Origin of the sequence: Lentisphaera profundi (genome assembly GCF_028728065.1) — a bacterium.
GTDB classification, from domain to species: domain Bacteria; phylum Verrucomicrobiota; class Lentisphaeria; order Lentisphaerales; family Lentisphaeraceae; genus Lentisphaera; species Lentisphaera profundi.
The window spans coordinates 528776-550700 of sequence record NZ_CP117811.1 but is presented as its reverse complement, the minus strand read 5'-3'; the positions used below and the strand labels follow the sequence as shown (position 1 = coordinate 550700).

General features: G+C 40.9%; 21 protein-coding genes. 7 read left to right on the top strand and 14 right to left on the bottom strand.

Annotated elements, in window-relative coordinates:
• Position 1: 1 nt before the first annotated feature.
• The 10 genes from PQO03_RS02245 to PQO03_RS02200 form a co-directional block, all read right to left on the bottom strand.
• Positions 2–1468 carry an amidohydrolase family protein gene (locus tag PQO03_RS02245; protein ID WP_274150845.1) on the bottom strand — a complete coding sequence of 489 codons (1467 nt, stop codon included), beginning with the start codon at positions 1466–1468 and terminating at the stop codon, positions 2–4.
• A gap of 118 nt (positions 1469–1586) precedes the next feature.
• Positions 1587–1913 (bottom strand): HesB/IscA family protein, encoded by a 327-nt coding sequence (locus tag PQO03_RS02240; RefSeq protein ID WP_274150844.1) that lies wholly within the window; start codon positions 1911–1913, stop codon positions 1587–1589.
• The gene (locus tag PQO03_RS02235) at positions 1910–2479 is read right to left on the bottom strand and encodes a NifU family protein (protein ID WP_274150843.1); all 570 of its coding nucleotides are present in this window, start codon (positions 2477–2479) and stop codon (positions 1910–1912) included. Before PQO03_RS02235 ends, PQO03_RS02240 begins: the two co-directional genes overlap by 4 nt.
• Positions 2480–2483: 4 nt before the next feature.
• Entirely contained in the window at positions 2484–2915 is a 432-nt protein-coding gene (sufU, locus tag PQO03_RS02230) for a Fe-S cluster assembly sulfur transfer protein SufU (RefSeq protein WP_274150842.1), read from the bottom strand.
• On the bottom strand, positions 2912–4129 hold the full coding sequence (locus PQO03_RS02225; RefSeq protein WP_274150841.1) for an aminotransferase class V-fold PLP-dependent enzyme: 1218 nt from the start codon (positions 4127–4129) through the stop codon (positions 2912–2914). The genes sufU and PQO03_RS02225 overlap by 4 nt, the downstream gene beginning before the upstream one ends.
• A complete protein-coding gene (gene sufD, locus PQO03_RS02220) occupies positions 4123–5427 on the bottom strand; it encodes a Fe-S cluster assembly protein SufD (protein WP_274150840.1) in 1305 nt (434 codons plus the stop codon). The genes PQO03_RS02225 and sufD overlap by 7 nt, the downstream gene beginning before the upstream one ends.
• A gap of 6 nt (positions 5428–5433) precedes the next feature.
• Complete coding sequence (gene sufC / locus PQO03_RS02215) at positions 5434–6186, bottom strand: Fe-S cluster assembly ATPase SufC (protein ID WP_274150839.1); 753 nt, start codon at positions 6184–6186, stop codon at positions 5434–5436.
• A gap of 21 nt (positions 6187–6207) precedes the next feature.
• A complete protein-coding gene (gene sufB / locus PQO03_RS02210) occupies positions 6208–7647 on the bottom strand; it encodes a Fe-S cluster assembly protein SufB (protein ID WP_274150838.1) in 1440 nt (479 codons plus the stop codon).
• Positions 7640–8083 (bottom strand): RrF2 family transcriptional regulator, encoded by a 444-nt coding sequence (locus PQO03_RS02205; protein WP_274150837.1) that lies wholly within the window; start codon positions 8081–8083, stop codon positions 7640–7642. The genes sufB and PQO03_RS02205 overlap by 8 nt, the downstream gene beginning before the upstream one ends.
• Before the next feature lie 296 nt (positions 8084–8379).
• Complete coding sequence (locus PQO03_RS02200; protein WP_274150836.1) at positions 8380–8553, bottom strand: hypothetical protein; 174 nt, start codon at positions 8551–8553, stop codon at positions 8380–8382.
• A gap of 80 nt (positions 8554–8633) precedes the next feature.
• Here PQO03_RS02200 and PQO03_RS02195 point away from each other — a divergent pair, with 80 nt between their 5' ends.
• The 7 genes from PQO03_RS02195 to PQO03_RS02165 all read left to right on the top strand — a co-directional run bounded on the left by PQO03_RS02195 (position 8634) and on the right by PQO03_RS02165 (position 16795).
• Complete coding sequence (locus tag PQO03_RS02195) at positions 8634–10154, top strand: hypothetical protein (protein ID WP_274150835.1); 1521 nt, start codon at positions 8634–8636, stop codon at positions 10152–10154.
• Entirely contained in the window at positions 10154–13549 is a 3396-nt protein-coding gene (locus PQO03_RS02190; RefSeq protein WP_274150834.1) for a cytochrome c biogenesis protein, read from the top strand. Before PQO03_RS02195 ends, PQO03_RS02190 begins: the two co-directional genes overlap by 1 nt.
• Before the next feature lie 99 nt (positions 13550–13648).
• Positions 13649–14173 carry a translation initiation factor IF-3 gene (gene infC / locus PQO03_RS02185; RefSeq protein ID WP_274150833.1) on the top strand — a complete coding sequence of 175 codons (525 nt, stop codon included), beginning with the start codon at positions 13649–13651 and terminating at the stop codon, positions 14171–14173.
• Between the two features lie 131 nt (positions 14174–14304).
• Positions 14305–14508 carry a 50S ribosomal protein L35 gene (rpmI, locus tag PQO03_RS02180; protein WP_274150832.1) on the top strand — a complete coding sequence of 68 codons (204 nt, stop codon included), beginning with the start codon at positions 14305–14307 and terminating at the stop codon, positions 14506–14508.
• A 16-nt stretch (positions 14509–14524) separates the two neighbouring features.
• Complete coding sequence (gene rplT, locus PQO03_RS02175) at positions 14525–14881, top strand: 50S ribosomal protein L20 (RefSeq protein WP_274150831.1); 357 nt, start codon at positions 14525–14527, stop codon at positions 14879–14881.
• 73 nt (positions 14882–14954) lie between these two features.
• Complete coding sequence (aroA, locus tag PQO03_RS02170; protein WP_274150830.1) at positions 14955–16232, top strand: 3-phosphoshikimate 1-carboxyvinyltransferase; 1278 nt, start codon at positions 14955–14957, stop codon at positions 16230–16232.
• A gap of 185 nt (positions 16233–16417) precedes the next feature.
• Positions 16418–16795: a response regulator gene (locus PQO03_RS02165; protein WP_274150829.1), complete on the top strand. Its 378-nt coding sequence runs from the start codon at positions 16418–16420 to the stop codon at positions 16793–16795.
• Between the two features lie 48 nt (positions 16796–16843).
• Here the strand turns inward: PQO03_RS02165 and PQO03_RS02160 are convergent, their stop codons facing one another.
• From PQO03_RS02160 to PQO03_RS02145, 4 genes are all read right to left on the bottom strand, one after another.
• Complete coding sequence (locus PQO03_RS02160) at positions 16844–17611, bottom strand: MBL fold metallo-hydrolase (RefSeq protein ID WP_274150828.1); 768 nt, start codon at positions 17609–17611, stop codon at positions 16844–16846.
• Complete coding sequence (locus PQO03_RS02155) at positions 17612–18829, bottom strand: pyridoxal phosphate-dependent aminotransferase (protein ID WP_274150827.1); 1218 nt, start codon at positions 18827–18829, stop codon at positions 17612–17614.
• A 2-nt stretch (positions 18830–18831) separates the two neighbouring features.
• Positions 18832–20757 carry a mechanosensitive ion channel family protein gene (locus PQO03_RS02150; RefSeq protein ID WP_274150826.1) on the bottom strand — a complete coding sequence of 642 codons (1926 nt, stop codon included), beginning with the start codon at positions 20755–20757 and terminating at the stop codon, positions 18832–18834.
• Between the two features lie 132 nt (positions 20758–20889).
• A complete protein-coding gene (locus PQO03_RS02145) occupies positions 20890–21906 on the bottom strand; it encodes a WG repeat-containing protein (protein WP_274150825.1) in 1017 nt (338 codons plus the stop codon).
• Positions 21907–21925: the final 19 nt, after the last annotated feature.

The following is a 21925-nucleotide window of genomic DNA, read 5'->3' as shown; positions in this document are numbered from 1 at the left end:
CTTAATTAAGTTCTCTGGAAAATTGAGCCATCTCTTTTTCGAAGTGACTGAACTTCACTCGAACTCTATCAGCAAGCTCCTGCTTATCGCTATCACTCAAAAAGGAATATTTAACACTGTTAAATACATACTCTTTAAGTTTTTTATATGATGGTTGGTAACGACTTGCCAAGAGCAAGTATTCATTTGTCAGATTGTTTCTTGAAACGCCTGAATCATCTGTAGAAATCACCAGTGGTACACCATAGGACTCATACAAGACATAGGGATGACTCTCACCTTCAACACCTAAAATAAATTCATTGCTTGTTAGATTAATCTCTACCACGGCTTGCTCTTTAATCTTCTTCAAAGTCACTAAGGAATCATATTCATAAGCAATATCTACTCCATGGCCAATCCTTTGAGCTCCGGCTATCTCCAAGGCTTCTTTGATGTGAAACTGCAAATTCTTGGGCCTAACCATGCCTACAGTCAATTCCCCTGCGTGAAGAGCTCTATTAACCTTTGGATACTTAGCCTTCAAATAGTTATACATCCGCATATGTAAGGTATAATCTTTTAAAGCCACGTAGTTATTTTCTGGCGCTACAATATTAACTCCCACGAGGTAAGGATTTTTTCCACAGGCTAAATACGCTGAAAGAAGCCCACTGAAGACTTGTAGTGGATCCAAGACACGAACCGCATAAGTCTGGTAGCGCATCATAAATTCAGCATCGTCTATCCCTTGATGATTCTTGATGATATTTTCATTAAAGTCATCTATCGTTTGAGTGAATTTTTTTTGAGCGACCAGCACGCTTTCTAAGTCTTCTAGTATCTGGTTTACTTGTCCTTGATTATCACATTTTCTCAAAGCTTTTACATAAGTATTTATTTCTAGATCAGTGAAGTAATCACTTGATTGCACACCGACATTACTCAACATCGTTTCGATATAGGAAAGATTTTCTTTCACTGCTCTTTCTTTGAGAATTTTTAAACCAAGATTATGATTTAATGGCGATACTTCTTTAAAGTATCCGAAAGTATTAAAGAAATTACTATCTGGTGGCAACTGCTCATGGGCATGATTGCTATAATCTTTATTTGACCACAGAGTCACAAGCTTTCTGTATAAAGTACCGTTCTTCATCAAATCGGGAATAGTTAAAACCGAGGCCGTACTCTGCTCGATAACTTTCGGGATAATTTTGAGGGTTTGAACATCGATCCCCCAACGCTTTTTCTCGATCCACTCAAGGTAAGTTTCTAGGTAAATGCTACCTGAATAATGATGATGTAAATCTCCGCCTTTGGGCATCTGGGTCAAAAATAAATTGAGCTTTGCTAGCTCCGCAATTTCACCTTCAAAAAAACTCTGGTATAATTTTGCTGTCTTAGCTTCATTCGTCTGAGGATCTAAAGCAAAGGCTACGGCACTCCAAAGTAAGAAAACTAAAAAGACACTTTTTCTTTTATTCATCTAACACATCCTTATATAAAATCGATAGTATAAACAATGCCTAAGCGATCATATCTTCCCATATAAAGCATGTTAAATTCTAGTGAATTTAAGTATATACTTAAACTCACTGAGTTGTTTAGATCGAGAACGACTCTCCGCAACCACATGTATTTGAAGCATTGGGATTTACGAAAATAAACCCTTTACCTTCTAGGCTATCATCATAGTCGAGTACTATGCCCTTTAAATAAACGGCTGATTTAGGATCTAAAAGAACTTCAAAACCCTCGAAAACCAAAATATTATCACGCTCTTTTTGAGCATCAAAGGTAATCGAATAAGATAAACCAGAACAGCCTCCGCCTTTAACTCCAAGACGTAAACCTTTGCCTTCATCTTCTTTTTTTATCAGCTCTAAAACATGCTCTTTTGCTTTTTCTGTGAGATCAATTAAGTCTTTCATACATCTTCTCCTATAACTGCCACTTCAAGATCAGGATCAAACTCTGCTTGCAAAGTCGATTTAATTGCCATCAAAGTTCCTGTAGTGGAGCTCGCGCAACTATTGCAGGCTCCTTCATACATAACTTTAAGTATTTTTGATTCTAAATCATAGCCTAAAACCATTAAGTCACCACCATCACCTTGTAGGCTAGGTCGTACTGTACGATCTAAAATATCTTCAATTTGACGAACTTCGGGACTGAGTTTAGCACGACGCTCATCTTCATCTTCACCAACTTGAAACTCAGGGTCATGCTTATCAATACCATCTTGCAGCAAAGCAATCACAGCATCTTCTAATTCTTCCCAATACATATCACCATTTTGCGTTACCGTGATCACGTTTTCAAAAAAGTGTACTTGTACAATACAATCAATAGCAAAAAGCGTTGCCGCGAAATCATTATTGTGGCAATCCTCAGCTTTTGAGTAAGAAACGCGCCCTTTGGAGATCACATCCACATTGAGAATAAACTTCACCGCATTGGGATTTGGTGTTGGTTGTGTAAAATATTTTAAATCCATTTTATTATTCCGTCGAAATTGTATTATCTGCGCCTGCAATAGCCGCATTAAAAGTTTTCCATGCTAACACGGCACATTTGACTCGTGAGGGGAATTGACTAATCCCTGCGAATGCCGCAATTTCGCCACTGGGATTTAGCTTTTCACCCGATGCCATTTTTATAAAGTCTTCGTACTGCACTTGAACTTCACTCAATTTTTTCCCTTTTAAAGCCTCCGTCATGATAGATGCAGAAGCTTGAGAAACGGCACAGCCTTTACCGGTAAATTTTAAATCTTTAAGTTCATCACCCTCCACCTGCAAAAACACCTTAACTTCGTCACCGCAGAGAGGATTAAAACCCTCTGCATGATGACTACAATCATCTATCTCGCCAAAGTTACGGGGATCGCGATTGTGTTTTAAGACAGTTTGCTGATAGAGCTGATTACTCATGCAAAAATCTCCTGGACTTTTTCCAGTGCTTTCACCAATTGATCCACTTCTTCTTTTGTGTTATAGATCGCAAATGAAGCTCGTGCGGTCGCCACTATACCATAAAATTCCATCAGTGGCTGAGCACAGTGATGTCCCGTACGAATGGCCACACCTGAACGATCGACGATTGTGCCGATATCATGGGGGTGAATATCCTTCATAGTAAAGGACACTGCACCCGATTTAATTTTTGCCGTACCAATAATTTTCAAACCAGGAATCTGCTCTAATTTTTCATGTGCATACGCAATCAGTTCCGCTTCGCGATCTTCCACTTGCTGCCAATCAAAAGTCAGTAAGTAATCAACTGCAGCACCCAGACCAATAACACCTGCAATATTCGGCGTACCGGCTTCAAATTTATAGGGAGCTACATTGTAAACTGTCTTATCAAAACTCACAGAAAGAATCATATCACCACCACCATTAACTGGAGGCATCTTTTCTAAGTATTCTGCTTTGCCATAAAGCACACCTACACCAGTGGGACCATACATTTTGTGTGCTGAAAAAACCATGAAAGTGCAATTCAATTTCTGGACATCTACAGGCATGTGCGCAATCGCTTGAGCCGCATCTACTAAGACGGGGATATTTAATTCATTGGCCTTATCACAGATTTCTTGCATCGGATTCACTGTACCCAAAACATTTGAAACATACATAATCGAAATAAACTTAGTTTTTTCACTAATTAATGCGTAAAAAGCAGCCATATCAAGCGAACCATCTTCGAGCACGGGAACTACTTTAATCACAATACCTTTTTCATCGCGCAGCATCTGCCAAGGCACTATATTTGAATGATGTTCCATTGCACTAATAATGACCTCGTCACCAGCATTTAACTGACTACGACCATAACTTTGAACGACTAAATTAATGCCCGCGGTTGTACCACTATTAAAGACAATGTTATCGGTACTTTCTGCATTGATAAGGTTTTTAACTTTTTCGCGCGTGCCTTCGTAAGACTCTGTTGCACGTTCACTCAACCAATGAATGCCCCGGTGAATGTTGGAGCATTCTTCTTTGTAATGCTTATCAATTGTCTCAACTACCTGATTCGGCTTTAGAGTCGTGGCTCCATTATCTAAGTAAGCCAAATTCTTTTTATGAACCTGTCTTTCTAAGATAGGAAAATCCGCTCTAATTTTGGCGATATCTAGCATGTCAACACATCCTCAGCATCGAAATAATTATCAAAAATCACATCTAATTTTGGCTTGAGAATTGCCGGCGCCTTATCGATAACTTCGTGCATAAAGCCTTTAATTAACATCTGAATCGCCTGCTCACGAGAAATACAACGAGTCTGAAGATAGAAAAGTTCGGAAGCATCTAATTGCCCAATAGCGGCACCATGAGCCGCTTTTACGTCATCAGCATAAACGTCTAACTCTGGTTTTGCATCGACTCTAGCTTTACGACTAAGCAATAAATTACGATTCATCTGATTAGCATTACTAAGTTGTGCATCGCGGGCGATATTAACTATGCCGTTAAAAACTCCACGTGAACTATCGTCTAAAACACCTTTATAAAGTTGATTAGATTCACACTCAGGAACTTTGTGACGAATAATACCACGGTTATCTGCATGCATTTCACCTTTCGTGGTGAATAAGCCCTGCAAGTCCGTTTCCGCGTGCTTACCATTGAGCTCAACATCCATAAAGTGGCGACTTAACGCTCCGCCAGCAGAAAATACTGATGAGTTGAATTTTGCATCTGCGCCAATTCGAGCTCTTAAAGCCGAAACATTAATAGACTGCTCTGTCTCAACCTGTAAGCGACTATAAGTCAACAGCGACCGTTCTTGCAGAACAACATCAGTCATAATATTATTTATATGCTTAAGTTCACCAGCTTGATTAGCACAAGTTTCGATCACACTGGCTATCGCACCATCTTCTAAGTAAATCATGTGACGTGAAAAATTAACCGTACTCTGTTCTGCACTACTGAAGTTGAGGATGTGAATAGGTGTTTCGCTATACGCTCCCTTAGAAACTTTAATAAAAGCTCCATCACGGAAGGAACTCTTATTCAGAGTCTCGAATACATCTTCTTCGCCATCACCTTCATACTCTAAGATATTTTGAACATCGTGGGCTGAATTTCCCGCAAGGGCTACTGATACGGGAGCAATAGTAAAACCTTTTGGCAAAGTAGCCGGAATAATGGAAAGTTCCTCAGAGAACCCACCATTAACAAAAACTAATTCAATGCTTCCTGCCAGTCGATGATCTTTTACTTGAGCTTCATTTAAGTCAATACTTGGCGATGCGCTATAACTTAACTCAAGGACTCCACGCAAAGGCGTATACTTCCAACGCTCATTGGCGCGCCCTGGAAACTCTAAGTCAATAACTTTAGCGGCATGGCTTTTACGAAAATCGCTAAGCCAAGTACCCGTTTCTGATTCGATAAGTTCTTGATTAATAAATTCTTTTGGTAATTGAGTCATAATTGCCTACTTGATTAACCAGTCATAACCTTTGGCTTCCACTTCCAAAGCTAATTCAGGGCCACCGCTTTTCACAATTTGGCCATCGGCTAAGACATGTACGTAATCAGGCTTAACATAATCAAGTAAACGCTGATAGTGAGTCACTAAGACTGTAGAACTGCGTTTGCTACGTAGTGTATTGATACCTTCAGCAACAATTTTCATTGAATCTACATCTAAACCTGAATCAGTTTCATCTAAGAGTTTTAAACGAGGGTTGAGTACTGCCATCTGTAAAATTTCATTGCGTTTCTTTTCACCACCAGAGAAACCTACATTTACTGGGCGATCGAGAAAACCACGCTTGATTTTGAGCTCATCCATTTTCTCGCGCACGAAATCAACGAAAGGGCCATCTTCCATTTCCGCTACACCCTGATGACGGCAAATAGCGTTGAACGAAGCTTTCAGGAAGGCCAAGTTAGAAACGCCCGGAACTTCTACAGGGTACTGAAAACTAAGAAAAACACCTTCGCGAGCAATATCTTCTGGCTCCATATCGGTAAGATCTTTTTCTTTAAAGTTTACTTCGTAAGTAATTTCACCTTCAGTAACTTCATAATCAGGATGACCTGCAATGATTTTTGACAAGGTACTTTTACCTGCCCCATTGGGTCCCATGATCGCGTGAATTTCGCCTTCTTTAATTTCAAGGTTTAAGCCTTTAAGAATGACTTTGTCACCGACTTTGGCGTGTAAATTTTTAATCTTTAACATTCTAAATATCCTTTTTTAAATCTATCCAATGGAGTTTTCAAGCTTCATTTCAAGTAGCTTAACTGCTTCGACGGAGAACTCTAATGGGAGTTCCTTGAAAACTTCTTTACAGAAACCATTAACCAATAAATGAATCGCTTCTTCCATATCTATCCCTCGTGAGAGTAGGTAAAAAATTTGATCTGCGCTGATTTTTGAAGTTGAGGCTTCGTGTTCTAAAATTGCCGTATTATTTTGCACTTCTAAATAAGGGAAAGTACTGGCACTACATTTATCGCCCACGAGCATCGAATCACATTGTGAATAATTCCTCGCACCTTCCGCACCTGGCATAATTTTCACTAAGCCTCGATAGCAGTTGCGTGAATCATCCGCAGAAATACCTTTCGAAATAATCGTAGATTTGGTATTCTTACCAATGTGAATCATTTTGGTTCCCGTATCGGCCTGCATCTTATTATTAGTAAGTGCAACTGAATAGAATTCACCCGTAGAATTATCACCCTTGAGGATCACTGAAGGATACTTCCAAGTAATCGCCGAACCAGCTTCAACCTGAGTCCATGAAATGAAGGAATTATCCCCCCGACAGATCCCACGCTTGGTTACAAAGTTGTAAATACCGCCGCGACCTTCTTCATCACCTGCATACCAGTTCTGAACTGTTGAGTACTTAACCGTCGCATCTTTTTCAGCAATGATTTCAACAACTGCCGCATGCAATTGGTTCTCATCTCGCTGAGGTGCCGTACAGCCTTCTAAATAATTAACGTAGCTACCCTCTTCGGCAATAATCAGTGTTCTTTCGAATTGACCCGTCTCAGCTGCATTGATACGGAAGTAGGTCGATAAATCCATTGGGCAAGTAACTCCCTTGGGAATATAACAGAAACTTCCATCAGTAAATACCGCTGCATTGAGTGCTGCATAAAAATTATCGCCTACAGGAACAACTGAGGCCATATGCTCTTTCACTAATTCAGGATGATCTTTAATTGCCTCTGAAATCGAACAGAAGATAACTCCATACTCAGCTAATTCGGCTTGGTGAGTCGTCCCCACTGATACCGAATCAAATACGGCATCTACCGCAACACCCGTAAGTCGCTTTTGTTCAGAAAGGGGAATACCTAATTTTTCAAAAGTTTTTATTAACTCCGGATCCACATCATCCAAACTATCGTGTTTTTCTGCTTCTTTAGGAGCCGAATAATAAACAATATCTTGAAAATCAATTTTTGGATAATTTAAACCTGCCCAAACGGGCTCAGTCATTTTTTTCCAACGTGCAAAAGCTTTAAGTCGAAACTCAAGCATCCATTCAGGCTCTTCTTTACGTGCTGAAATCAGCTTAACGACATCTTCGTTTAGACCTTTAGGTATTGAGTCAGTCGCAATATCAGTTACAAAACCAAATTGTTCTTGACTCAGTGCACTCGTAAAAACTTCATTTTCACTCATGACAAACTTCCTTCATTTGGGGCTGAGACTTCTTTCCTTGCAAAAGGTCCAAGACAGTCATCTCAGCGAAAAATTTTCTTAACAACTCATTAAGTCGCGTAATCGGATCCACTATGTTACAACTTGCAATCATATCACAGTTACAGGGATCAATTACACAGCTGGCGAGTGATACATCTCCAGATATGGATTCAATTAAATCCAGGAGCTTGAGTTCACCTAAGTCCTGCTGAATTAAGTAACCTCCGTGAGCTCCTTTAATCGACTTCAAAATCCCTGCTGAAGCCATCTTCTGCATCGCTCTTGAGGTGACATCAAAGGGGGCGCCGTAGAGCTCGCAAATCTCTTTCACTGTACTCATCGCGCCATCGTCAACACTTTTCATGTGCTGGAGTGCAATGATTGCGTATTCGACTTTTTTATTCAGTTTAAACATAGGAAATCCATTTATATTTACGCTCGCATAAATACCATCACAATGACTCGTGTCAATACAAATACGTTTTTTTCCACCGTATTTAAAATACCTTCCAGTTTATGCCGATTTCAAGCCCCTATTTTAAATACGGTCTTTTTTATCTTATTTATCATCAGAATAGCTTTTCTAAACCTTCCGTTCACTTCCATTTTTAAATGGTGAAAATATCTAATGTCTCACAGTCAACTACTGTAATCAAAAATATTCTTGTTCCGTGCTTGGCAAAACGCCTACAAGGAAATCAAGCCTAGGAATCAATTGTAATAATCAACAATTGTATGGATCATTAATATAAAAAGAAACAATACCGAGAAATACACCCATTGAATCACCCAAGACCGCTCTCGATGCTCGGGCATGAGATTTTTACGTTTATTAATCACCGCATCTAAGCTCAAACCAGACTTACTTTGACTTTTTTTAAACATAACTTTTCAATCTCTTTTGTCTTTAAGGGTGATTCGAGTAATATAGAGGCATTGAATTAATTTAACAGACCTTACCTTTTATGAAAAATATAATTTACGCCCTTTCTGCCATCACAGTTATCCTCATTGTCATTTCGCCAAAGCTTTTTACTAAGAAAGATGAAATAACTGTTTACAATGAAAAAGATTACAGTCTCGACACCCCCACCTCCACGAAAACACCTGTCCAGCGAGCTCCTTTCATGATGAGTCAGCCAAAGGCAGAAAACGGCGGTTTGATTGCTCTTGTTGCAGAAACACCGAAATATACTTGGTTCATAAAAATCATCGGCTCTTATCAAGGGGTTAAAAAGCAAGTAGCTAATCTCGAGCAAGTTGCCAATACCTTAGATTTAGCTCACGGTGATCACATCCACTATGACATCCCCAAAGACTGGGTCAAAAAACAAGCCTCCGCAATGCGAATCGCAAGTTTCGATGCCGAGGGTGTTGACATCTCTATCTCCCGCCTTCCTTCAGGTCAAGATCTTAACGCAAATGTCCTTCGCTGGAAAAAACAAATTGGACTCAGTGGAGCTCCCACCGAACAAGAGTTAAGTACAATAAAAGACCAGCTCTACAAAATCACTTTATTCAACGAAGACAAAAAAGATCAGCAGCCAAGCAAGACCACTTCTACAAAACTTACAAGTCAAGCACCATTTGCGTCAGGGTCCATGCCGGCTGTCGCAGCAAATGCTAATGCGATCATGGCCGCCATCATTGAAAGACCTGATGCGACTTGGTTTCTCAAACTCATTGGGCCTGACGAAGAAGTCCGCAATCAAGCTAATAATATCATTCAAGTCATTGGCGCACATAGCTTCGACGAAAATAACATGCTCAAATACGACGTACCTGCTGACTGGAAAGAAGTACAATCCAGCTCAAGTATGAGAATCGCCTCTTACAAATCAGGCCAAGTTGACATAAGCCTCATTAAATTAGGTCCCAATCAAAATATTGATGCCAATGTCGCACGCTGGAAAGGGCAAGTTGGCATAAGCGCTGATGCTAAATTAGAAAACGAAATCAAAAGCTTCAATATCCAAGGTAACTCCATTCACATCGTTAAACTTATTAATGATACACCTCAGCCTAAAGCAGCAGAACCTGCTCCTAGCACTCAACCGCCGGTTAATAACCCCCATGAAGTAAAAAAACTCGAGACACTTGAACTCAATCCCTCTGACAAGTGGATCAAAACTGGCGAAAAAACTGCCATGTCACTAGGTAAATACGAATTAAAAATCGAAGCTGCTAGCTACCAACTGAGTATCACACAAATGCAAGGCCCCATGCCGATGCAGAGAGTTTATGAAATGTGGTTTGATCAAATGGGACTTAAAGGTAAGTCTCCTAAAGATTACATAGAAAAAATCAAAAGTACTGATGGCAAAGAACTCGAGCTCATCAAAATCAGCAATGATAAAGAAATCCTTATATCTGCCTCCTTTCAGGGGACAAGTAAAATATTCTTCAAACTCCAGGGACCCGCTTCCAAAGCAGACCTAGCCCTCGAGGAATTTAAAACTTTGATTACTAGCGCGAGATTCAAATAATGGAAAAAATCTTTAAAACCTTAGCTTCACTTAAATTTACAATAACCCTATTTTCTCTTTCTATGTTTCTCGTTCTTGCGGGAACACTGGCACAAATGGATGCAGGTATCTGGACTGTTGTCGACGAAATTTTCCGTTCATACATAACCAAGATCAACCTTAACTTATTTTTCCCTCGCTCTTGGGATATCGGCTTCCTCGAAAAAGCATATATCTACATGCCTGGTGGCTTCGCTATTGGCGCAGGTTTATTTATCAACTTAACATCCGCCTACATGGTACGATTCAAGTTAGTGAAAAATAAAAAGCACTTAGTTATTGGAGCTATCTTCACAGTAATTTCTTTACTTTTTACACTCGCTATCGCCAAAGGTTATTTCCACGAAGAAGTTTCTTCTACTGTTGGTGCAGCATATATGCGAGTCGTCTACCGCCTTGCTCAAGGCCTCATCCCTTCCGTATTCATGTATGCCGCCTGCTGGTTCTTATATGGTCAGAAAAAAGCCGCGGTTGTCCTTATCCATTTTTCAGTCATCCTACTACTCATCGCTGAACTCGTCACAAAAATTGATGCCGTTGAATCAACTATGGTCATCCCTGAAGGACAAAGTACGTCCTACCTAGACAATAACATTGAGTATGAATTTGCGGTCATCGAGAAGACAGATGGCGACAACAATCAAACAACTGCCATCCCGATGTCAATGATCAACTCCGTAGGCGATACTATTGACTACGAATCACTTCCGTTCACCATTGAAACCGTCGAATTTTTCAAGAACTCACAAATGAGCACACAGCCTGCTCCCACTCCTGGCGTCACTGCTGGTAATGGCAAAAACTTCCACATCTATAGCGACAAAGTAAGCGATGGCCTTGGGAGCAGTAAAGATGTCCCTGCTGGACTTTTCAAATTTACTGGACGCGATGGCAAAGACCTCGGCACTCGCGCTTTTTCTCTTTACTTTTACGCCAACTTCACCAGCCGTAATCTCCCCAATCGTTTTGAAGAAATGGAAGTTGATGGCAAGAAATATCGTCTTATTCTCCGTAATAAACGATCCTATCTGAAGGGCGATAGCGAGAACACTGCCACCATCAGCTTAATCAACTTCAGCTTTGACCGCTACATGGGCACAAATACTCCACGTAACTATTCTAGTCTTATTCGCTTAGAAGACCCAGAAAACAACATTGACCGCGAAGTGAAGATCTGGATGAATAACCCCCTACGCTTCGACGACAAAACTTTCTACCAGCAGAGTTTTAGCCAAGATGAAACCACCACTGTCTTACAAGTGGTTAGAAATAGTGGATGGATGCTTCCCTACATTTCCTGTATGATGGCAGCTACAGGAATGATGATCCACTTCCTTATCATTCTCATACAATTTATGAAGGGACTATTCAATCGCGAATCAGCTCCAACTGGCTTTAAAGCTTGGCAGTTTGCTATTTCCGCAATTTTAATCATCGGACTTTTTTACAGTCTTTCACGTTCTACAAAAACGAATACTGTTGATGAAGAGAAAGAGTTCAACTTAGACAAAGCTGCCACCATCCCCATGGTCTATAAAGGCAGAACGAAACCACTCCACACAGTAGCTCAAAACTTCCTCGTTTTCTTAAGCGAAAGTGCCATCTTTAAAGTAGAAGTAAAAGACGGCGACAAAGAAGTCCCTGAAAAAGATAAAGTTTTTGAAACTCGCCCATCTGTCCAGTTTTTCTTTGAAGTCATCTCTGCTAAACCCAGTGCTTACGAGCACCGCGTCTTCCGCATAACGCATCCACAGCTACTTGAAAAATTAGGCCTTGACCTCAAGCGTCATCGCTTCCGCTATGCTCTTGTTGAATTTGCAGACAAAATCAAAACCCTCGAAAGCGATATTAAAAAAGTTCGCGAACTTAAAGTGGGTGAACGCGACTCCTATCAAACTGCATTAATTGATTTTGAACAACGCCTACAAACTTTCCATCTCATGGCCAACTCCTTTTCGACGAGCTTTGCGAATACCGCACAAGGCATCAGTCAGTACCACGCGATGAACACCAATATCCTTAAGTACAATCCCCCATTAGTCATCAAAAGTAACGACAAAAATGACTGGGACACACTCTCGCATTCAATCTCTTCGAGCCTCGTTAAAGGACAAGACTTGAATGATAATACCGAGCAACTCGCCGTCTCGCTCTTCTATTTTTATGACGACAAGCCCGCAAAATTTAACGAAGCGATCAATAAGTTCATTGAAATCAATAAGGAGATTCGTCAGACACGACTCGGTGCGATCAAATCCGAACTCGAAGAGAGTCAGACTGAATTTACTAAAGTACAGAACGACAGCAACATGAGCAAGAACGATAAAAAAACGAAGCTCACTGAACTCAGTTCCAAAGATCACCGCCTAGAAGGCGAACTACAAGTCTGGGAAACTTCTGAAAAAAAGACCGCTTTTGAAATCACCTTTAATAAAATCAATCCTTTTGGTCTCTATCACTGGTATGCTCTAGGTTTCGTTCTCTGCGCCCTATCTTGGCTTTTCCGTAAACCTTGGATTAATCGCTGTAACATGCACTTCCTCATCGTGATTGCCCTAATCCATACATGGGGGCTTTTTGCGCGAGTCTACATCTCTGACTACCCACCTATCACTAATCTTTATTCAACCGCTATCTTTATTGGTTGGGTCATTGTCATCGCGGCCCTCATTATCGAGTTCCTCTTTAAGCGCGGCATCGGTAACATTATTGCTGCGGTATGCGGATTCCTCACACTCAATATCGCTGACAAGCTCTCGCTTGATGGTGACACCATGCAAATGATGCAGGCCGTACTAGATACTAAGTTCTTCCTTATGACTCACGTAATCACTATTAACATGGGTTACGCAGCCACATACGTAGCTGCTATGACTGGTATCATTTCTCTAGTCTGTGCCTTATTTAAATCCGAAAAAGAAAATAAAGAACTTTACAAGACGCTTAACTCAACCATGTACGGCACCATCGCCTTCGCCATGTTCTTTAGCTTTATCGGCACCATCCTTGGTGGTCTGTGGGCAGACGATTCCTGGGGTCGCTTCTGGGGCTGGGATCCAAAAGAAAACGGTGCCCTACTTATTGTTATCTGGTGTGCTATTATCCTTCACTCTAAAATGGCTGGCATTGCTAGATCTCGTGGCTTAGCACTACTTTCAATCTTTGGTGCGTCCGTCACTACTTGGTCATGGTTTGGTGTTAATCAGCTCTCCATTGGACTGCATAGTTACGGCTTCACTAGCCAGGCAGCATTCTACGTCATGTTAGCCGTCGGAATTTTCACTGGGCTAAGCTTCATTGGTTTGCTACCATTTTTCCGATGGAACAAGCCGAAAAAAGCTTCTCGAACAAAATAACTTACTTTTTTAAGCTTATTGACTAACAATTACTTTGATAAGTTTTTGTCTTGGGCAATCTTAAGGAATACATTTTTTAAAAACTGGAGATATATCTAATTGCGTTTAATTAACTCGCCGAGCTCTGACTCATTAGCTGGCAAAGAAGTTCGCCTACTCGACAGCAACGGTCAAGAAGTTGCTATTGTTCCATTTTCTGTAGCAATGACCAATGCTCACTCAGAAGGCCTCGACCTCGTGGAACTTGCCCCTGATGCAAAACCACCTGTAGTCCGCGTTATGGACTATGGTAAATTCATTTACGAAAAAAAGAAGCAACAGAAAGATGCTCGTAAAAAACAAATGAATAACAATCAGGTCAAAGAACTCAAATTTCACGTCAATATCCATGACCATGATTTCGAAACTAAGCTCAAGCACGCAAGTGAATTTGTCGGCAAAGGTTATAAACTCAAAATCACTTTACAGTTCCGTGCCCGCGAAATGGCTCACCCAGAACTCGGTGATGTACTCATGAAACGTATCATTGAATCACTTGGTGAAACTGTTATTATTGAAGCTAAACCAAAGCTCATGGGACGCAATATGTCCATGCAATTATCCCCCAACTCAAAAAAAGCTTAGTTTTTTAAAAACTAGTGCTTGTGCTAAAGTATTCCTAGACTACCTTAGCGCTCAATTTTTTTCGGTCTGCATACGGCTGGCATCTGCCGTATCAGCCATTTAATGAACACTCTAATAACAAGGAGAAAACGATGCCCAAACAAAAGACTCGCAAATGCGTTGCCAAACGTCTCAAGCAGACAGGTACTGGCAAATACATTCGTTGTCGCGCAGGTAAGCGCCACATACTCACTAAAAAATCTCCAAAGAGAAAGGCTAGACTCGGTACTTCCACAGTTCTTAAAGACTGTGAAATGAACGCTGTTAGAGCAGCCCTTCCCTACGGCCTCAAATAATTAAGGAGATTTATCAATGAGAGCAACTAATTCCCCAGCTTCAAGAGCTAGAAGAAAACGCATCCTTAAGGCTGCTAAAGGTTTCTACGGCTGCGCTTCTAAACGCATCAGAAATGCAATGGACGCTGTCGACAAAGCAAATCAACACGCTTACGTCGGTCGTAAACAAAAGAAACGTCAATACCGTCAACTTTGGACAACTCGTATTAACGCAGCTTGTCGCCAACAAGACACTAACTACTCAAGCTTCATCGCTGGTCTTAAAAAGCTCAATATTGAGCTTAACAGAAAGGTCCTCGCTGATATGGCTATCACTGATCGTGCTGCTTTTAATGCACTAGTTGAACAAGCCAAAGCTGTTTTAGCTAAGTAAGCTAAAAATAAGTTTTTTTTGAAAGGCGGGATTTTTTCCCGCCTTTTTTATTTACCCATAGGAGAATCGAACCTTGGAAAAAATTACCCTTCCGAAAATCAGCTCAATTCAGGGCACAGTAAAACTTCCCGGCTCAAAGAGCATTTCCAATCGCAGCCTCCTTCTCGCTGCACTTGGAGAAGGTAAAATCACTTTAGAAAACATCCTATCCAGTAACGATGTGGATCGCATGTTTGAAGCACTACAAACTCTTAAAATCCCCTGCAGTCGCAATGTCGAAGATCTCACCGTAGAACTCGAAGGCTGCGCAGGCTCATTGCCCGACGGCGACTTCACCCTCTACCTCGAAAATGCCGGCACCGCAGTCCGCAGCATGAGTGCTGCAATCTGTGCAAGTAAAGGCAACTACGTCATCGATGGCAATGCTCGCATGCGTGAACGTCCCATCAAAGACCTTGTGGACGCACTACAAAAACTCAATATTGACATTTCCTACGAATTCCCGACAAACTGCCCTCCCCTTAAGATCAAGGCGAATGGTATCAAAGGCGGAACCACGAGTGTCAATGGATCAGTTTCTAGTCAATACATCACCGCATTACTCCTCGCCTCACCTTTGGCCGAAGATACAGTAACCATCAATATCGACGGTGAACTCACTTCTAAACCCTATGTCGACATGACTATGGGCCTCATGAAAAAATTTGGCGTAGAAGTCAGTAATGATAACTACAAAACTTTCACTGTCCCTGCTCCACAGAAATACATCAACCCCAGTAGCTTCATCGTCGAAGGCGATGCTGGCTCTGCTTCATACTTTCTCGGAGCAGCTGCTATCAATGGCTCAATTCGCGTTTATGGCTGTGGCAAAGATAGTATCCAAGGCGAATCAGGCTTCGCTGGCGTCATGGGTCAAATGGGCGCAGAAGTCACCTACGGAGATAACTTCATCGAAGTTAAGTCAACAGGCACACTCAATGGTATTGATATCGACATGAATACGATGACCGATACTGGCATGACTTTAGCTGTTGTCGCGATGTTCGCAAAAGGCACTACTACCATTCGCAATATCGCTAATTGGCAGGTCAAAGAGACTGAGCGTATCACCGCAGTCGCTAATGAATTAAAGCGCGCCGGCGCCACTGTAGAAGAAGGCCCCGATTATCTCGTCATTAATCCACCTGAAAAAATCTTGAACTGCGAGATCGAAACTTATGATGATCACCGCATGGCAATGGCCTTCGCCATCCTTAGCCTCGGCACCGAAATCACCATTCTCGATCCCACATGCTGTAAAAAAACTTTCCCCAACTACTTCGCTGTCCGCGAAGACCTAGTTCAAAAGTAAAAGCATATACATATTCGTCTAATAAGCCGAAGAGAGCCATCTCTTCGGCTTATTTTTGCTTTTATTGGGCTCTTAACTAATTTTTGATTTATTTCCCTTGCTTTTCCTACTCACAGGAAGTTTTTTGATTGTATAGAGTAAAACGGTCTTTATTTTAAAGAAAACATTTATAAAGAGATGAGCTAATGGAAGTGTCTAATAAAAATATTTTAGTGATTGATGATAATCCAGTCGTTTTAGAGATTCTAAAAGACTGCCTCAACAAAGAAGGCTACACAGTAAAAACCGCTGATGATGGACTTGAAGCTGTTAACTTAGTGGATAACTTCACCCCTGCTGGCATCATTACAGATATTGTAATGCCCAATATGGAAGGCCTTGAAACCATTACAAAAATGAGACAACTTTTCCCCGAAGTTAAAATCATTGCTATCACAGGCAAGATCTACTCTTCTGGTTTCGACAACCTAGAAACGGCTAAAGTTTTTGGCGCAGACGCGACAGTGCGAAAACCATTCTCCTGCCAAGATGTGATTGCAGAGCTCGATAAGCTTCTCGCTTAAAGTTCCAAAACACACTTCCTTACAAGCCACTTAATCAAGTGGCTTTTTTTATGCCTCTAATAAACCGTGACGCCTAAGAATCTTAGGCTCTATGTCACTACGCCCTAATTTATCGAGCGCTTTTGAAACTATGTCATAGACTAAGCTATAATCATTAGTATCTTCTGATATATGACCAATATACAATTCTTTTAGACCTGGATGCATCAAACGCTCTAAGAGCTCCATTGCCTGCTCATTACTTAAATGGCCATGACGACTCATGATGCGTTGAATGGTTCGCCATGGGCGCCCACAATCCATCAGCATCTGCTGATCATAGTTACATTCAAGTACTAATATCTCGCTACCATACACCTGATTCACCACAAGCTCGGTAACACTGCCTAAATCAGTCAAAACCGAAATCTTGCGACCTTCATACTCAACCTTGTAAGCCACAGTATTAACCGCGTCATGTGGCACTGAAAAAGGCTGAAAGCACATACCGTCTAAAAATATCTCTTGGCCATTTTCAAAAATCACACATTTCTTACCCATGCGATTCTTTTGCTTCAACATCAGTGCCGTATCATGATTTGCGTATACCGCAATATCTAATTTATCTGCACATATACGAACACCAGAAGAATGATCCGCATGCTCATGAGTCACAAAGATGCCTTTGAGCTTAGCTAAATCTTTGCCCAAAGTCTTCATTTTCTCACAAAGCTTCTTAAAGCTCAAACCACAATCAATTATGTATGCCGACGTATCGTTTTCTATAAGAGTACAATTGCCCTTAGAGCCACTAGCCAGAGAAGTAAGTTCAAACATCTACTTACGACGGTGACGGCTAAGGAATTGCTCTAGGCGATCAAATGCGCGCTGCAAATCTTCTTTGTAAGGTAAAAACACCACTCGGAATGCAGCCGACTTCTCGTAATTAAATCCAGAGCCATGAACAAATAAGACGTGCTCCTCTTCTAAGAAGCGCAATACAAAGTCTTCGTCATTTTCAAAATTATAAATAGCTAAATCCAACTCAGCAAAAAGATAAAGTGCTCCACCAGCATTAACCACTGAGACACCTTCTATTGCCGACAATCTCTTAAAGCAGATATCTCTTTGCTTTTTTAAGCGGCCATCACCAGAGCATAGATCAAAGATGGATTGATAACCACCCAAAGCAGTCTGAACCGCCCATTGTGCTGGGACATTTGAACACAAGCGCATGGACGCTAATAAATCTAAACCTTCTAGATAAGAGTCTGCCTCTTCAACGGCTCCAGTCAAATACATCCAACCACAGCGAAAACCACAGGCTCTATATGATTTTGATAAGCCATTAAAACTAACAATCAAAATATCTTCCGCCAAAGTTGCCATGGGTATAAATTCATTATCATCATAGAGAACTTTTGAATAAATCTCATCAGAAAAAATAATTAAATTGTACTTGCGAGCGAGCTCTACGATTCCTTCTAATATCTCACGTGAGTATACCGCGCCTGTCGGATTATTGGGATTGATCACCACAATGCCACGCGTCTTCTCTGTAATGCGACTCTCCATTTCTTCGAGATTCGGCATCCACTCAGTAGCTGAATCGCAGGGATAATAAACCGGCTGACCACCAGAAATTTTTACTGCCGCACTCCACAAAGGATAATCCGGCGATGGCAACAACATTTCATCACCTAAATTCAAGAGGCCTTCCATTGCCATCAGAATCAATTCACTGACGCCATTGCCCAAATAGACACGATCAATATCCAAGCCTTTCACACCCTGATTCTGAGAGTCTACGACAATTGCTTCACGGGCAGAATAAATCCCTTTAGAGGCACAATAAGATGCCGATTTTTCCAAGTTGCGAATCAAAGCCATATTCATTGTATCGGGAACTTTGAAACCAAAAACGCCTGGATTACCAATATTAAGTTCGAGGACATTCACCCCATCTAAACGCAAGCGCTCAGAGGCTTTGGCAACACGCCCACGAATCTCGTATTTTACTGATTCTAAATGTGAGGATTTATTGATCTTTTTCATAATTAACCTTTTTCTGAAACTACGTATTCATTGCCTGCTTGATAATTTATCGCGCCAGGATGGGGACGTAGACTTCCACTCTCTTGTATAACTTCATTTGCTTTTTGCCTTGCACCTATATATGAACTTTGGATATTTTCCACTTTTGTTGATACTTCGGGCTCATATAAATCCTCGGGCTTCACCATGTGAAGACTCTGAGTTGGGAAGGCAAAAGCAACTCCCAAGCGGTTGGCTAAACGAATAATATCTAAAAACAAACGCTGGCGCTCACGTAACTCAATTGCCCAATCACTCACATCTAAAAAACAATAGAGCAAAATATCGAGTGATGACGCATTAAATTGATTGAGATACACATGATAATAATCTTTCCTCGTGTGTGGATGATTGCGAATTATCTCGCGGATACCCTCACAGAAAGCTTCGATTTTTTCAGGTGGTGTATCATAGGTAACGCTCAGATTCGTTTTAATTCGACGATAAGAACGACGACCAAAATTATCCACATTGGCACGAATTAAATTCGCATTGGGGACATTCACTAATGAACAATAAAAAGTCCTTACCCGCGTCGAACGCAAGCCAATGGATTCTACCGTTCCCTCCACGTTATTGATAACCACCCAATCACCTACTTCAAAGGGACGATCAAATAACAAAGTAATCGAACCAAATACATTCTCAACAGTATCTTTCGCAGCTAAAGCCAGGGCCACACCACCAATCCCCAAACCTGCGATTATACTCGTAACATTGACTCCCATATTGCTGGCGACGAATGAGAAGCCCACAAAATATAAAACAAAGCGAAAAACTTTGTGCACCATAGGGATGAGTACATCATCAACTTTAGTCGCACTTCCTTGTGCCTTTTCATAAAAGATACTCATGACCAAATCAAGAATTTTTGAAATGACCATAATGCCCGCAATCAAAGCCAGTACAAAGGCAACTTTACGACTCTTAAGCAATAATTCCGAGGGCTCAGCTACATAGGGAATTAAAAGGTAAAAGGAAAGTGACATCGATAAGAGACAAAGCGATTTACTACTCTTTTTACTACTTATAATTTTGCCATGACGCTCAAATTTTGTTAAAACTGTCTGCTGCAATACTTTAGTTAAAACCCACTGCAAAATAAAACCAACTAATAAAACGACGATGATATAAAGCCACTTCATTTTCCGCAGCATCAAAATCATTCCACTCACTTCATCTGGTAGCGCCTCACTCAAATCATTTATATTGGCTTGACCAAAATGATCAATAATCAGATTCTTGGACGTAGAGGAAGTAATAAGCCAATCACCACGATCAAAAACAAAATTGATTTCACCCAAAGAAGAATTATAGGTTCTCAGTACATCGACGTCATAGGAATCGAGCTCTAAAGAACTCAAAGGATTTGCTGTGATATAAACGGCAAAATTCTCTAGTGCAAAAATAGCGTACTCAGGTAGCTTACCTTCTTTATACTGAAAATTGTCTTTCCCACGAATGATACAAGAGAGTGCTTCACCATAATCATTAGCCAAAATACTCTCTAAATAATATTCCATGGTTTTTTCTGGATCTGAAAACTTAAATGCCGCTTGATAGATATCTTCAAAATTACGACTTGCGGAAGGCGCAAACTTCCAGCCATCCTTTGTTTCAAGCATATAAAGCGCCGTTTCATTAATCGGATAATAAATAACAGGCCCTTCCGTCAAAGCCTCTATATTATGCTCTTTAATGCGCTTAATTACCTGAGCAAATTGATTTAGATCTAAATCAGCTCGGGGCTCCATGAAGTAACGATCAATTTGTCCACGATCTGACTTGCTCTCTATCATAATCAGCAATGAATCGAGGATCTTATCCGAGCTATGCTCAGCATGTGTCAGGCTTGCAAAGCAAAATAAAAGTACAGTGAAAAATTTCATAGGGGCTCCAATTAGAATTATCTGAAAATAACTCATAAGGAGCAAAGAGCCATTGGCCCATCAAAAGACTTGATGCTTTTCTTTCGATAAAGCGGGCTTCAACTCGATTTATTGAGCAATATGCCCGTCTAACTACAGCCTCCTACTCACTCCAAGGCTTGGACCGCCACCACGAATCTTGCCATTTTTGAAATACAAATGCGTACCCAAACCAAAACTCGTCTTAGGATATTTAGGTCTTTTATAAGGCACTGGACGGTGATAACCCCGTCGATAAACATAGGGATAAGCATTTGGGTAATAGGAGCGATTATAATTGTTACTATTATAAATCTCGACCTTTGGCCCCTTCTCATCCTGCTTAAATAAACGCGCCACCAAATCCGCAGGAGTCTCTTTAGCAATACTCGTGGTACTATTTAAAATACTCCCTTGGCGATTAATTTTATCCCATTGCGGACCGGTCTTAACAAACGCCACGCCTGAATCGGTAAATTCAGTAGCGTCCTCGTAAGCCGCATCAATCACCAATTGCCCTGCATCATTTAAAAAACCATAGAGACCATTTTGCTTAAAGCGCATCATTTTACCCGTGGGAGCATCGATTTTCTCTGCAAAGGCTTGCACAACAATGACTGGAGTATGATCAATCAAACCCCAGCCCTTATCTGTCTTAAATGCAATATAATTATCGTCTAGCTCATAAACTAAACTAAAGCCCGAGGCCACTACAAAACTGCCTTTATGGTCTGCGGCATACCACAACTCACCCTTTTTAAGCATGTACAATTTATCACCAAATTTTCTTATACTCTGATAAATTGCGGGAAAAACTAATACCCCCGCAGCATTATCCATCATCCCCACCTGGCCTTTTAACTTATAATAGGTCCTATCCCCTAGAGATTGCGGCTCTTCATCAGCCTGAGGCTCAAGTACGATCTTGCCCTGTTCATTAACAAAACCCCAGCCCGCCTCAGCTCTAACTGCAGCAAGTTTCTTGATAAAAGAGCGAACTTCTAGGAACTGCTCTTCAATCACCACTTTATTCTTGTCTTTAAAGCCCCACAGCTGCTCCCCTCTGTACGGCTCCAAAGCCAATAAGGACAAACTCAAAAATATTAAAATGACCAAACTGATTTTTTGCATATTCACAACTCTTATCAAT